The 13,170-nt window shown below is 72.5% G+C and carries 13 protein-coding genes; 2 read left to right on the top strand and 11 right to left on the bottom strand.

Going from position 1 to position 13,170, the window contains the following annotated elements:
* Window positions 1-24: 24 nt before the first annotated feature.
* The 11 genes from AB0E96_RS00260 to AB0E96_RS00210 all read right to left on the bottom strand — a co-directional run bounded on the left by AB0E96_RS00260 (window position 25) and on the right by AB0E96_RS00210 (window position 11,540).
* The gene (locus AB0E96_RS00260) at window positions 25-753 is read right to left on the bottom strand and encodes a class II aldolase/adducin family protein (RefSeq protein WP_359816757.1); all 729 of its coding nucleotides are present in this window, start codon (window positions 751-753) and stop codon (window positions 25-27) included.
* Between the two features lie 16 nt (window positions 754-769).
* On the bottom strand, window positions 770-1,474 hold the full coding sequence (locus AB0E96_RS00255; protein ID WP_359816756.1) for a transferase: 705 nt from the start codon (window positions 1,472-1,474) through the stop codon (window positions 770-772).
* A complete protein-coding gene (locus AB0E96_RS00250) occupies window positions 1,471-2,682 on the bottom strand; it encodes a glycosyltransferase family 4 protein (protein WP_359816754.1) in 1,212 nt (403 codons plus the stop codon). Before AB0E96_RS00250 ends, AB0E96_RS00255 begins: the two co-directional genes overlap by 4 nt.
* Window positions 2,683-2,920: 238 nt before the next feature.
* Window positions 2,921-3,817, bottom strand: a complete 897-nt coding sequence (locus AB0E96_RS00245) for a hypothetical protein (protein ID WP_359816752.1) — start codon at window positions 3,815-3,817, stop codon at window positions 2,921-2,923.
* 22 nt (window positions 3,818-3,839) lie between these two features.
* Window positions 3,840-4,289: a hypothetical protein gene (locus AB0E96_RS00240; protein WP_359816751.1), complete on the bottom strand. Its 450-nt coding sequence runs from the start codon at window positions 4,287-4,289 to the stop codon at window positions 3,840-3,842.
* On the bottom strand, window positions 4,286-5,206 hold the full coding sequence (locus tag AB0E96_RS00235) for a phosphotransferase (protein WP_359816749.1): 921 nt from the start codon (window positions 5,204-5,206) through the stop codon (window positions 4,286-4,288). The genes AB0E96_RS00240 and AB0E96_RS00235 overlap by 4 nt, the downstream gene beginning before the upstream one ends.
* 160 nt (window positions 5,207-5,366) lie before the next feature.
* Window positions 5,367-5,840: a helix-turn-helix transcriptional regulator gene (locus AB0E96_RS00230; RefSeq protein ID WP_359816747.1), complete on the bottom strand. Its 474-nt coding sequence runs from the start codon at window positions 5,838-5,840 to the stop codon at window positions 5,367-5,369.
* 77 nt (window positions 5,841-5,917) lie between these two features.
* Window positions 5,918-7,978: an NB-ARC domain-containing protein gene (locus AB0E96_RS00225; protein ID WP_359816745.1), complete on the bottom strand. Its 2,061-nt coding sequence runs from the start codon at window positions 7,976-7,978 to the stop codon at window positions 5,918-5,920.
* Window positions 7,975-9,417 (bottom strand): Scr1 family TA system antitoxin-like transcriptional regulator, encoded by a 1,443-nt coding sequence (locus AB0E96_RS00220; RefSeq protein WP_359816743.1) that lies wholly within the window; start codon window positions 9,415-9,417, stop codon window positions 7,975-7,977. Before AB0E96_RS00220 ends, AB0E96_RS00225 begins: the two co-directional genes overlap by 4 nt.
* Before the next feature lie 134 nt (window positions 9,418-9,551).
* Window positions 9,552-10,049: a hypothetical protein gene (locus tag AB0E96_RS00215; RefSeq protein WP_359816741.1), complete on the bottom strand. Its 498-nt coding sequence runs from the start codon at window positions 10,047-10,049 to the stop codon at window positions 9,552-9,554.
* A gap of 885 nt (window positions 10,050-10,934) precedes the next feature.
* Window positions 10,935-11,540, bottom strand: a complete 606-nt coding sequence (locus tag AB0E96_RS00210; RefSeq protein WP_359816739.1) for an ATP-binding protein — start codon at window positions 11,538-11,540, stop codon at window positions 10,935-10,937.
* A 363-nt stretch (window positions 11,541-11,903) separates the two neighbouring features.
* On the opposite strand from AB0E96_RS00210, the gene AB0E96_RS00205 reads away from it, so the two are divergent.
* A complete protein-coding gene (locus AB0E96_RS00205) occupies window positions 11,904-12,761 on the top strand; it encodes a helix-turn-helix transcriptional regulator (protein ID WP_359816737.1) in 858 nt (285 codons plus the stop codon).
* On the top strand, window positions 12,758-12,979 hold the full coding sequence (locus AB0E96_RS00200; RefSeq protein WP_359816735.1) for a DUF397 domain-containing protein: 222 nt from the start codon (window positions 12,758-12,760) through the stop codon (window positions 12,977-12,979). Before AB0E96_RS00205 ends, AB0E96_RS00200 begins: the two co-directional genes overlap by 4 nt.
* Window positions 12,980-13,170: the final 191 nt, after the last annotated feature.

The following is a 13,170-nucleotide window of genomic DNA, read 5'->3' as shown; positions in this document are numbered from 1 at the left end:
ACATATGACGTTACGTGCAGGGTTTCAGGCTCCCGAGCGGAAGAGTCGGTTCGAGTGAATTACGCCACCCGTGAGGGCGGTCTGCTTGAGAGCGCACTCTGCGGACTCCTCGACGCGGAACAGGGCGTCGACGGCTTGGCCGACGTCGCGTCCGACGACGACCACGCCGTGCCGGTACAGGGTGAAGGCCAGGGCGTGCCGTTCCAGCTCGGCGGCCCGCGGGGCGATCAACTGGTCGAGGAGCGGCTCGTAGTAGCGGATGGTGACCACGGCGACGTCCGGGCGCTGGACCATCCCAGCCGGCATCGTGAACTGGTAGGGGTTGTCGCGGTACTCACGCTTGACGGTCTCGTCGTCGGCGGCCAGGCACGGGATCGGCCCGAGTGCGTCGCACCGGTTCGTGACCGAGGGGACGTCGTGGCCAAGGGAGGAGAACACCAGGGAGTGGGGCGCGTGGGCGTGGAGGATCGCCCCGGCCTTGGGCAGCATCCGGTACAGCGCGAGGTGCAGCGGCGTGCCGGACACACCCAGGCCCGTGGTCTGCTCGACGACGTCGCCGTTCATGTCCAGCACGATGTGGTCGGCCGCGGTGATGTCCCAGTACTGGCGGCTGGCGCTGCCCGTGGTGGAGATCACCATCCGGTCGTCGGGGGTGCGCACGGAGATGGCTCCGCCGCCCTGGTTGAGCAGGCCCCCGTCCTTGACGGCCTGGATCGCCGCGACCATCCGGTGCCGCTCGAGTTCGTACAGCATGTTCGTCTCCTTCGGATCAGGCGATGACGAGGTCGCGGCGCGGTTCGACCGTGACCGCGGGGGTGGAGGGGCGTACGACCATGCCGGCGGGGATCTCCTCGCTGCCGAGTTGGACACCGGGGTAGAGCACGGTGTCGGGGCCGATGAGGGCGCCGGGCCCGGCGGTGGCGTTCGCCGCGGCGCGTACCCGGTCGCCGAAAACGACGCCGGCCTTCGGGCGGCCGGTCTCGGCGGTGGTGCCGTCCGCCAGACGGATCCGCACCGGCACGGTGGGGTTGAGCGGGTCGGGGTTCCACAGCCGCATGTTGTAGGCCATCACCCCTGCGGCGAGGTGGGCGTGGCGGCCGACCATGCCGATGGCGAGGCAGACCCGGTGGGCGAGGACCGCGCGTTCCAGCAGGACGGAGCGGGAGACCTCGCAGCCGAAGCCGACGTGAACTCCGCGGGACAGCACGGCGCGTTCGCGGACAGTGCTGAACTCGTGCACGACGGCGCCGGGGCCGATGATGACCCGGCCGACGATGTTGGCGTGCGGGGAGATGCAGGCGGTGGGGTGGATGTACTGGTCGGTGCCGAGTCGTTCGGCCAGTTCCTCGAACAGCTTCTCGCAGGCCTGGGGGAACAGGTGGGCCGGGGTCTTGTCCATCCAGTCGCAGCCCAGTTCGTGCAGCCACGGGTCGGCGGCGAAGGACGTGAACTGGCCGAGCAGGGGCTCGCTCATCGGGCACCTCGAAGGCCGGTTGCGGCGTGGGCGAGGTCGAGGAACTGCGCGGCGCAGCGCGCCGGGTTGAACCAGCCCTTGGCGCGGGCGAGCGCGGCGTCGCCCATCGCGTCGAGGACGCCCGGGTCGGCGTCGGCGGCCCAGGCGAGCGCCTTGGCGAGGGAGCCACGCTGCGCGTACGGGTAGACGATGCCGGTCTGCCCGTCCAGTACGACTTCGGGCCCGGCGCCTTCGTCGGGGACGATCGCGGGGATGCGGGCGCCGGCGGCGTCGATGACGCACCGGCCGAATCCCTCCTCGGGGGAAGGGGAGACCAGGATGTCGCTGTCGGTGAGGTGCGCCGCGAGGTCGGTGGTGTAGCCGTGGAAGGTGACCGGCGCCCGGGTCGCGGTGACCAGCTTGTCCAGGCTGTCCTGTGCGCTGCCCGGCTGCCCGTACACCGTGACCTTCACCCGGTCGGCGATGGTGGGGTCCGAGGCGGCGTACACGAGGTCGTCGAGCCGCTTCCACGGCACCGTGCGTGCGACCACCGCGACCCGCAGTCGGCCGGGGACCTTGGCGGTCCGCTCGGGCGGAGTGTCGGGCAGTGCCACACCGTTGTAGATCGTCGTCGCCTCGGTGACCCCGGGCAGGCACTTGGCGGAGAACGCCGAGGCGTCCGAGATTCCCACCCAGGCGGCCTGCGCAAGCAGGTGGGCCTGCATCTGGCCCGGATGGATCGGCTCGATCCGCCCGGTGCCCGGGTCCAGGACCCGAAGGATGCGCTCCCGGTGGGCAATGCCACGCAGCACAGCCACCACGGGGGTCGCGCCGGCCAGAATCACATCGGCGGCGCAGGTGCGGTGCGAGGAGATCACGACCGTGCCTCGACGATTCGCCGCGATGGTGTTGACGACGGAGCGGTAGCCGTCCCAGCTGCTCACCTCCTGCACCTCGACGCCGGCCGGGGCCGGGGCCTCGGCGGCGTCCGGGGTGGCGCGCCACCACACCAGCCGGACTCGAACGCCCTGGAGGGCAAGGGCTTCGGCGAGTTCGGGAACGGACTTCTCGGCGCCGCCGAGGGCGGTGGAGAGCCAGGTGAGTACGACGGTGTTGATCGCCGGGACCGGCACCGTCTCGGTCTGCGGGAGCGCAAGGGTGGCACGCCTGGGCGGCCGACGTGTGCCGGGTCCGGCATCGTCGGTGCTCGGGTGTTGGACATTGGTCATCGAACATCCCTTTCGAGCTCGGCGACCACTGTGAGGTGGTCGATTCGAAATTGGCGGTGCTGCAGAGCTGCGGTTGTCAGGGGCGGCGCCCCTGGTGCGTCCAGGCCTTCAGGTCGCGGCCTAGATCAGGGAGCCGATCAGGTCGCGCGCGGTGTCGCCGAAGACCGCGGCGTCGGGGAGGCGCCGACGGCGCCGGGCGGGGCCGACGGGGCGGACGCCGGGCTCGGAGTGCGGGCTTCTACCTGTCGCCCGCGGTACCGCTGTCGTCGGTGGTGGTGTTGGTGGTCTGCGTGACGGCCGCCTGGTGGCGGGTGAGCCACGTCGTCGGGTCGTTGAGGTCGGCGTCGGTCGGGTACAGGGCCTCGCGTCCCAGGGCCAGGTGCAGCAGCGGTTGCCCGCCGGCGTCGAGGAGGACTGAGGCGAACTGCTCTCCCTGGTCGACCTGGCGGGCGTTCGCCGGGCTGTCCGGGTCGGCCCGCAGCTGGGTGTAGAGGTCGCTGGGCTGGGGTTCGTCGGGCAGGGGCCCGGTCACGGCGGGGCCGCCCAGGGCCTTGGCGACGAGGCGCTCGACGTACTGGCCGTATCCGGGGACCAGGGCGGCGGGCCGCCGTCGCCGGTGGGGCGCGAGCGTGCTGTCCAGCGCGTTGCACCTGCGCTGGGCCCAGGCCAGCTCGGGGTAGTGCGCGTACAGCGCCAGCGCGGTCAGCTGGTGGGCGAAGACGGTGATGAGCTGGCGGCCGGTGGGGTGCAGGTGCCGGTCGTAGACCTCGGGGATGATGGTCAGTTCGGGGTCTGCCGACTCGTGGATGATGACCGCCGCCCGGCAGAGCGGGTAGAAACGCCGGGCGGCAGCTCGGGCGGCCGTGCGGGCTTCCTCGACCAGCGCGGGGGCGCGCTTCGCGGCGTCGCTGTCGGCGTCCAGGCCGGCCAGGGCGAGACGGGTCAGGTGGGCGTTGTGCTCGGCCTGCCTGTCGATGTACTGGTCCGGGATGACGGCGCGCACGACGACGCGGGCGGGCAGGGGGAAGGCGGACAGCTCCGTCACGTACGGGGCCGCGGCTTCGACAAGGGCGGCGTAACGGACGAGGTCGGCCGGTTCGACGAGGGCGGTGTTGTGGTAGCAGAAGTCGGTCACGGGCAGTCCACTTCACGGTCGGTCAGGAGCGAGGGGTGGCGGGGCGGCCGGAGCGGCCGGTGGGCAGGGAGTCGGCGCCGATCAGGCGCAGGGCCGGCAGACGGGGGCCTGCGTCTTCGGTGAGGTGCAGGAGGGTCCACCCGTGCCAGAGGGCGGCGCGTGCGAGCAGGCCGTCGTGGCGGCGTTCCACGGCCTTCGCCATCTGGCCGGGGGTGGCGAGGTAGGCGGTGGTGGTCTTCGGCGCGCCGGGCAGGGCGGCGGTCACGAGCTGCGCGGGGTCCGGGCCGCCGGGGGCGTGGACCTCGGCGCGCAGGCCGCCCTGGTACAGCGTGGTGGTGGACAGGTAGCGGCGGGGGTGGCCGCCGGTGGCGGCGGTCAGGGTCGGCTCGTCGGTGAGGCCGGCAAGCAGCAGCACGGGCAGGCCGGTGCGGGCGACGAGGTCCCGCGCGCGGTCGCCCACGATGGCGGTCACGTTGTGGCCTGCGCCGCGGCGCGGGAGGCGGGCAGCCAGCCCCAGGGGGCGGGCGGGAGGGGGTCGGTGAGGATGGTGGCCAGGCGCCGGTCGGCCTCGTCCTGGAGGTCGGGCTCGGTGCGGGCGTGCTCGGCGGCGTAGAGCCACGCGGCGATGCCGAAGACCGGGGTCATCATGCAGTAGGCGTCGGTGGCGGTGACGTCGTGGCCGTAGGCGCGCGCGAACTCCTCGTACCGTTCGGGCGGTGTGCCGAAGGCGTCACGGGCCCACGCGGCGGCGGCCTGGTCCCACTGGCTGGGCCCGGTCGCGGCGCGTTCGAAGTCGATCAGCGCCGGACCGTGCTCGGTCATGAGGCAGTTGCTGGGGGTCGCGTCGCCGTGGATCACGCACGGCGGGTCCCAGGGCGCGGTGCGCCAGGCCGTGCGGGTGTCGGCCAGCACCGCGCGCAGGTGCCGTTCCTGGTCGGGGGCGAGGGTGCCCGGCCGCAGGCCCCGGATGCGTCCGGCCAGGTCGCGGCACGGGTCGAACCGCGTCAGGCCCAGGCCCTTGGGCACGGGCAGGGCGTGCAGGCGCCGCAGGACGTCGGCGAGGTCGCCCGGGCCGCACGGGCGGTCGCCGAGGTCCTCGCAGAACGAAACCTGGAGGTGGTAGCGGCCGCTGTGGGTCAGCGGGTAGGTGGAGTTCCCGGCCGGGCGAGGAGTCCTGATGCCGTTGTTCAGGAGCCACTTCGCGATGCGGGTGTCGCGCACGGCGGCCTCGACCGCGGTGCCCGGGGCCCACACCTTGGCGACGGCACCCGACCTCGGCAGGCGCCAGGTGTGGTGGGGGCCAGCTTGCAGGAGAACGGCGCCACGCGGGTCGAGGCCGTTGCGCAGGGCCGTGGCGATGACCGCGGCACAGCTGTCGTCGGGAGTCACTGCGAATGAACCTTCCGGATGCGGGAGTCGGTGGGGCGCTCGGGGATGCGGTAGTCGGTGACGCGCCGGCTGACGGTGGCGGCGCCGGGTGGCCGGGCGGGCAATCCCGCGCCACCGGGAAGTCCAGGCGCAACCGTGGGAGGCCAGGGGCGTGATGGGGTCATGTGGGCTCCCTGGGGATGCGCCGCCGGCACGGGCAGGGGTGGTCGGCCGGCAGTTCCTTCAGGGCGTGCAGCAGGTGGACCGCGTGTGCGCCGCCCGAGGCGCCGAGCCGCTTGTAGAGCCCGTGCAGGTGCGACTTCACGGTGAGCGGGCTGAGGCCCAACCGCCGGGCGGCCTGCTTGTACGACAGGCCGCTCGCCAGCAGCACCGCGCACTTCTTATGGCGAGGAAGAATCTCCTGCTCCGGCGGTCGGGCCTTTCCCAGCACGTCCACCAGGGCGAGCCGGCAGGCGGTATCGACCGCGTGGGCACGCCCCGAGGCGCCGAGACGGGTGAGGAGGCAGCGCACGATGTAGGCCCCGCGCTCCTTGTCGTCCCCCAGGGCCTTGTCCAGCCCGGTGTCGCGCAGGTGCCGCCCGATCTGCGGGTTCGACGCCCCGAGCGCCATCAGGCGCAGTGCTTCGTGCTGCACGCTTGAGACCCAGACGCGGGCACCGCACGACGGACAGGCCCGGCCGTACACGACCTTGGACACCTTGGCGGGGGCGGTCACAGCACGGCCCCGATCCGCGCGGCCGCCTCGGCGACGGCCCGCAGATCGGCCGTACTGCCCACGTACATCCGGCGGGCGACGCGCAGCAGTTCGGCGGCCTGCTCCAAGTGCCCCTGGGCGCCGGCCAGTTCGCCCGACCACAGCAGCACGCGGCCCTGCCACGGCTGGGCCCGCTCGGTGACGAACAGGTTCATCGCCCGACCGAACGCGGCTTCGGCGGGCCCGAACGCACCCCGCAGGGCGAGGATGCGGCCCTCCCACGCGCGGGCCCGGCCGGCGTTCAGGCCGTCGCCGACGGAGGTCAGCTCCCGGTAGGCGTCGCGCAGGTGGCCGAGCGCGGTGTCGTCGTGGCCGAGCGCGTGGAGGGAGACGGCCAGCGCCACCCTGGTGACGCCAGTGTCGCGGACGGCGCCCAGCTCGGAACGCCGGTCCAGCACCTCGGCCAGGCAGGCCTGTGCGAGCCCCGGGTTGCCGGATTCGTGGGTCGCAACGCCGAGGTCGTGCAGGTGCTGCGCATAGGCAACGGCGTCCTTGTCCTCGGCGGCGAGCGTGAGGGCCGTGCCGCAGTCCTCGATGGCGCCGCTGTGGTCGCCCGTCGCGCGCCGTACGGTGGCGCGGGCCCCGAACAGCTCGCGCAGTACGGTCCGATTGCCGGGACCGGGTGCGGCCGCAACGAGGCGCTGGGCGGCCGGGATCGCGAGCTTGTACGTCAACTGCCAAAGCACGTAGGGGCGTTGGCGCAGCAGCCAGGGCCACCAGGCGTGGGCGAGGTGCGCGGTGACGTCGTCTTGGCCGTGACGGTCGGAGGTCTCCAGCGCGGTGCGCAGGTAGGTGTCGCATCGCGCGAACCAGGCCAGGGCCGCCTGCTTGTCGGCGAGGGCGGCACGGTGGGGCGGCGGGTGGCGCAGGTGCGGTTCTACGGTGCGGCGGAAGGGGTGCAGGGTGCGCGAGGCCGCGTAGGCCTCGGCCAGCAGCCAGTCCAGGGCGCGGCGACGGATCGTGTCGGTCTGGTCGTTGCCCTCCGTGCGTCGGCCCAGGGCGGCGGCGTGCCGGCGGCCGCCCGCGGTGGCGAAGGTGTAGTGCTCGTCGTCGGTCGGGTGGATGAGCCCGGCCTCCGTCAGGGAGATCAGGTGGCCGATCGTGGCCGACGGATCGAGGCCCGCGGCCGCGCCCGCCATGGCGGCGTCGATCCGGGCACCGGGCAGGGGCAGCGCCCCCAGGGCCCGGTAGACGCGGGCGGTGTCCGGGGCCAAGGCGCGGAAGGTCTGGGCGAGGGCGGCGGTCACGACGGTCTCCAACGGTGCAGCCGGGGCGGGCTGGAGGGTGAGGGTGCGCCCTGCGGCCAGGTGGGCGCCGGCCAGGGCGAGCGCGAGCGGCACACCGCGGCACGCCTCGGCGAGCGCCGCGAGGTCGCACGCGGCACCCGCTCCACCGGCGGTGTCGGCCAGGAGCCGGCGGGCGGCGTCCGGTGGCAGCGGGCCCACAGCCCGATGGTGGGCGCCGTCAGCCAGCAGACCGGCCAGCGGACAGCGGGAGGTGACGATGACCAGCGACCCCTCGGCGGGCAGCAGCGCCCGCACCTGTTCGTCGTCGGCGGCGTTGTCCAACAACACCGCCACCGGCCGGGAGGCGGTAAGGGTGCGCAGCAGCGCGCCGGCCTCCTCCGGGTCCGGCGGCGGCTGGGTGATGCCCAGAGCGCGCAGCCAGCGGGCGGTGACGTCGCCGGGGTGGGCAGGGCTGGCGGTGCTGTGGGCGCCGAGGTCCGCGAAGAGCTGCCCGCCGGACGGGTGGCCGCGCGTGTGGAGCGCGTGCAGGGCGAGGGTGGTCTTGCCGATTCCGGCGGGCCCGGTGAGCAGGACCGGGGGCGGGTCGTCCCGGTGCAGGACGTCGGCGAGGGCGGCGGTGAGGTCGTGACGGTCCACCAGCGGTCGGCGGCGCGGGAGTTGGCGTGGCACCGGGGGCGGAGCTGGGGTGTGCAGGGTGATGCCCCCGTACACGGTGTGGGCCTGCACAGCCGCCCCCAACACGGTTCCGGAGATCGAGTTGTTGCTGGTCACCACCGGGTCCTCCTTGGAAGGTCTCCGGCCGCCGCGCGCTCTAGCAGCCAGGTGCTCTCTTCGGGCGGCAGGGCGCGTTCCAGGGCGGTGTGCGGGCGCAGGTCGTCGCCGTGCTGGTAGGTGATGTCGAACAAGCCCCAGACCGCGGACAGGGTCCGGCCGCGGAGCGTGAGTTCGGCGGTGTCCGAGGTCAGAGCGACGCCGGCGGCCGGGGGCAGGACACGCACCCGCAGCGCGGTGGTGCGGGCCAGGTGGGCGAGGTGGAGCATCTGGTCGGCGTGCACACCGGGGGCGTCCTCGGGGCGGCGCAGCAGGTCCGAGTCGAGGAGCAGCGTCGTGGGCGGCGCGCCTGGGCCGCGTAGGCGGGCCTCGAAGTTCGCGGCCCTCTCGACGCCCACCTGGCGGAGCCAGGCCGTGGCCGCCTGCGGGCCGTGGAGCTGGTCCGCGCGGTAGGCCCGGCACAGTGGGCAGCCCTGGTCCGGCACGAGCGTCGCCGGGCGGGTGGCCACGGTGTCGGCGACCCGCAGCCGGGGCGCCTCCTTCTCCGTGACGGCCTGGTCGTAGGCGGGTACCCGCAGGGCTGCGGGGATGAGCAGGGCGCCGGTCAGCAGTACGGACGAGGCCCGTTGTTCGAGGAGCTGGTAGCGGTGCGCCCGGGCGGGGCCGCGGTCCATGAAGTAGCCGGGCCTGGTGCGGGCGTTGACCGTGAGGCAGTGCTCGAAGTCGGCGGCGAGCGCCCCCGCTCCGTAGGCGCGCAGGAGTGCGAGCAGGTGCCCGTCCGACGCCTTCTCCCGTAGCGTCGGGCCGCGTCCGGCTTCCAGGGCTTCAACGTCGATGTCCTGGAGGGCGGTGGGAAGGCGTGCGGTGACGTCGGCCCGGGCCATGCCCTGGCACTCGCGCAGGTGGCGCAGGTGCGCGCCCAGGACTGCGTCCGCCAGCACCGGGCCGTGCCAGGGGAGTTCGGGGGCAGGTGGTGGTGCGGGTGAGCGTGGTGCTGCGATCGGCGGCATGTGGTGCCCCACGGCGCGAAGGCGCGTCTGTCCGGCGCCCGGCCCGGCGGTGTGGGCGGTGATCTCCTCCAGGCAGACGATCGTCACGCACACGCGGCGCACCCGGTCCAGCCCCGCCAGGTGCTCGCCTTGCCGTAACACCGAATCGGCTTCGTGGAGTTCGTGGGCCAGCATGGTCAGCAGCACGGGCCGAGGCCCGTCGCCTTCGGTGCGGCGCAGTCGGCAGGCGGTGACCTCCAGCGTCTCCGCGAGTCGCTCCACCGACGGATCGCCCAGGTGCGGGCCGCCCAGGCGCGGTACCTCGTCGACGATCCGGTCGAGTGCGGCTCCCAGCGGCAGCAGCGGCACGCCGTCCGCGAACGGCACACCCCCCAGCTTCTTCGCGGCCCATAACTGAAGGACCTCGAAGCGCGGACCGTCGGTTGTCACCGGTGCTCTCCTGTATCAGCGCGAGAAGGGGGGAAGTGGATCGGCCGCCCCGAGGCGGGCGAGCCGGGCGGATGTCCCGCTGCTGGCCACGACCGGGGCGGCCAGCAACGGGAGGCTCACGGGGACCGGGCCGGTCACCCGGCCGCAGCGAGCGGGCCGCGGGAGAGGGCCAGGGCCTCGGCGAGACGGTGCGGGTCGGTGAGCACCGCGTCCTGGCCCGGCAGCGCCCTCGGCGGGCACAGCCACCTGCGCCCGACCGCACGCCTGCCGGGCGACGGGCACATGACCACCGGTGTCGGGTCCTGGCACCGGCCGATCAGCTCGACGTCACTGCCCTGCCGCACCGGCGGGGCACTGGGCACGAAGACGTCGACGACGCCGGCCCACTCGTCGACGATCACCGGCCCGACGGTCTCGGGAGCGTGCGCGAGCAGCACGGCGACAGCGGCTCGGCCCAGCGGTTCCGGTATTCGCACGACCGCGGCGAAGATGCCGAGCGGGACGGGCACTGCGTGGCCCTGCGCCCAGGCCAGCTTGGTGCCCTCGGGGTCGCGGGTGAGCCCGGCGATCCAGCGCATGCCTTCGATCACCTGGCGCAGGTGGTTGTGTGGAACGACAGGGGTGAGTGTCATCTCGGTCTCCGTGTCGGCTAGTTGGTCGGATGCCCCAGGTTGGGGCTGGTCTTCGCCGCCCAGGGCGCGCAAGGCCCGCCCTCTCCGCCTCCTCGGCGTGACCGTCACCGGTGTTCCCGCCGGGTGGCGATCGACGGAGGCAGGCGGTGGTGGTACCGCTGCCGACCGCGGACCCGTCCGGCGATCGGCAGCGGGTCGTCAGGCGTCCGGGTCGTTCCGCGCTCGGGCCCGGTCCAGGGCCATGGCCAGGCGGTAGGGGTCGGTCAGCACCGGATCGGCGCCGGGCAGCGCCCTCGGCGGGCACAGCCAGCGCCGCTGGTCGGCCTCGCGTTCCGCCGGCGGGCACGTGACCGTGCGCGTCGAAGGGTCGCGGCCGTCGACCAGCTCGGCAGCTCCGGCACTGCGCCAGCCAGGTCGGCGACGGCGTCCGCGCCGAGGCCGTGGGGCAGCCGCACCACGAAGAAGCCGCTGCCGACGGGCACCGGGACGCAGTTCCCCTTGACCCAGGACGCCCAGCTCGCCGCCGGGTCGGCAGTGCGGCGAGCGAGCCAGCGCATTCCCGCCGACACCTGCGCGGGGAGCGGTCTCGACTCGGTGGGCGCTGTCTTCATCTCGGCTTTTCTCCAAGGAAGTTGAAGGGATTAGGACGGCCGCCGTTCGCCGGAGGGGTGAGGCAGTTGCCTGGCCGCCGGCCTCCCGCGGCGCGGGTCGGGGAGGACGGCGTGGGCACCGGGGCCGTGCATCGTGGCCGTCCCGGGCCCACGGCCGGAGGCGGGGTGCGGTTGAATCGACAGGGCGGCGAGCGGGCCCGGACAGCCGACCGACGGCAGTTGAGGTCGACATCTGTCGGCGGGCTCCGACCTGCGCAGGACCTGCGAGCGCCGGCTACGCGGCGGTGCGCCCCCTGGGGCGCCGGCTCTTCCAGTGCCGCCTGGCGAAGCCCTGATGGGCCAGCTCGGCCGCCGGGCCGAGGCTCGGCGACGGGACCGATATGACGGGCTCCGGTGGCACTTCCGCCGTCCTGGCGGTGACCTCGCCGAATGCCTTCGTTTCCAGCTGCACGCTGATGTTGAACCAGACGGACCAGCCCGTCGGGGTTCCCCGAGCGTCGAGGCGCTGGTGCCACCCGACGTCCTCGGCGTAGCCGGCGGCAACGGTGACCCCTCGACCGCTGAGCGCGGTCAGGTTCTCGTCTCGGCAGCCCATGTCCGGCACCGTCAGGCGGGGGTCGGTGACGGTGACCCGGAGCTGACTCCGGTCGAGGTCGAGGTCGCCGTCGATTACCAACTCGGCTGCGGGACCGCCGTGTTCGGTGCCGCACCTGCTCGCGTTGGTGACGAACTCGGAAGCGCACAGCCGGAGGGCGTACGCCTGGTCGTCGGTGAGGGTGACCCCCTCCAGGCTCTTCACCTGTTCGAGGAGCAGGGTGCGGATGGCGCCCACCGAGACGGTTCTCAGCGGGGTCTTGATCTGTAAGACGCGGTGCAGCATGACAAGTTCCTCCGGGGGCGCCGGTGAGGCGGCATCAGGTGGTTCCGGGGAAGCGGCCGTGGGGTCGCGTGTGGGTCGTTGGGCTCTAGGGCGGGCGTGCCCGTCACCGACGCTCTTCCTGTTCGAGAATCCAGGCAAAGCAGCTCAAGTCGGGCACAGAGACACGAAGCCTGTCAGCCATCGCTTCGTAACCCGGCAATCACAGGATGTCGCCTGACTATGCTTCAGTGCAAGCCATCCGACGAGCAAAATGCAAACAATCACTTCGATCATGATTGCTGCCACCCCGAACGCTCTGGGCGGTGGCGTTCAGGCTCATCGGACGGGCACACTGGTGCACTGATACTCAGGAGGACAACCGCCATGGCTCCAGGCGAGCGAGTACCGACCGTACGCCAGCGTCGCATCGCCGCAGACCTCAAGCGTCTACGCGAGAAGAAGGGTCTGTCGGCCGAGCAGGTCGTCAGCAAACTCCCCGACCTCCTGAACCTGCCGAAGCTCAGCCGGTACGAGAACGCGCGCTCGTCGGTCAAGCCTGACGTCCTCGAAGCCTTGCTCGACCTCTACGGCTGCGACGACGGACTGCGGGAGGTGCTGATGGAGATCGCCCGCCAGAAGGATCAGCGTGGCTGGTGGCGGGGCTACAGCGACACCATCAACCCGCTCTACACCGACTTGATCACCCTGGAGACACAGGCCGTGGAGATCAAGACCTTCGAGGGGTTCTTCATTCCAGGCCTTCTCCAGACGCCGGACTACGCGGCTGCGATCATCTCCAGGCTCTCCGCCGTGACAACGGGTGTAGAGGCCATGGTCGACGTACGCATCGCGCGGCAACGAGTGCTGAACCGCTCGGAGAATCCGGTGAAGTTGTGCGCGGTCATCCATGAGTCGGCCCTGGCGATAAGCGCCGGCGAGGGCGTCATGCGGGAGCAGCTCGGTCGTCTCGCGAAGATGAGCCGCCTTCCGAACGTCCACATCCAGGTCATGCCGGCGAACGCCCGGCCGAACCCGGGCTTCAACGGGTCCTTCTGTCTCCTTGAGTTTCCACACCGCGCCCTCGACATCGTGCTGACGAGCGGCATGGTCCGCAGCAGCTGGGTCGAGGACCCTGCGGAGGTGGATGTCTACCGGGGTAGCTTCCACGAGATCATCGCCGCGGCCTTGAACGTGGACGACTCCCTCGATTTCATCGTCAAGAAGAGGGACGAACTCACATGAACATCGAGAACGCATCCGCCCTGAACGTGACCTGGAGGAAGTCCAGCCGAAGCAACCAGCACGACAACTGCGTCGAGTTCGCTTTTCCAGCCGACCGTGGGTCGCTCGTTCGGGACTCCAAGGACCCTGAGGGGCCGGCCCTGGCCCTGACGGCCCACGCGCACACCGCCTTCATCGCGGCTGTGTCGAGCGGCGAGTTCGACTTCGGGATCGTCTGACAGGCAGTCCAGGAGGTCCACGGTCCGGCGCAAACGCAGTGCGCCGGACCGTGCTGCTGTTCTACCCCATCCCCTTGCCTATCGACCAGAGGGACGCCCCGGCCGCCGACGCGCACTGCCTACCAAGCGCGTCTCGTCCCGCTGTCGTCGAGCTGAGCAACGGTGCCCTCATCTTTCATGGCTGATTCCGG

It is taken from the genome of Kitasatospora sp. NPDC036755, assembly GCF_040636595.1.
Classification (GTDB): domain Bacteria; phylum Actinomycetota; class Actinomycetes; order Streptomycetales; family Streptomycetaceae; genus Kitasatospora.
Note: the sequence above shows the minus strand (reverse complement) of the source record. Positions and strands in the feature narration are given on the sequence as shown.

Bases quoted from the DNA above. Each gene is read 5' to 3' on its own strand.
- AB0E96_RS00255 (WP_359816756.1), bottom strand. From the start codon at position 1,474: ATGAGCGAGCCCCTGCTCGGCCAGTTCACGTCCTTCGCCGCCGACCCG.
- AB0E96_RS00210 (WP_359816739.1), bottom strand. From the start codon at position 11,540: ATGCTGCACCGCGTCTTACAGATCAAGACCCCGCTGAGAACCGTCTCG.
- AB0E96_RS00260 (WP_359816757.1), bottom strand. From the start codon at position 753: ATGCTGTACGAACTCGAGCGGCACCGGATGGTCGCGGCGATCCAGGCC.
- AB0E96_RS00205 (WP_359816737.1), top strand. From the start codon at position 11,904: ATGGCTCCAGGCGAGCGAGTACCGACCGTACGCCAGCGTCGCATCGCC.
- AB0E96_RS00215 (WP_359816741.1), bottom strand. From the start codon at position 10,049: ATGACACTCACCCCTGTCGTTCCACACAACCACCTGCGCCAGGTGATC.
- AB0E96_RS00200 (WP_359816735.1), top strand. From the start codon at position 12,758: ATGAACATCGAGAACGCATCCGCCCTGAACGTGACCTGGAGGAAGTCC.
- AB0E96_RS00250 (WP_359816754.1), bottom strand. From the start codon at position 2,682: ATGACCAATGTCCAACACCCGAGCACCGACGATGCCGGACCCGGCACA.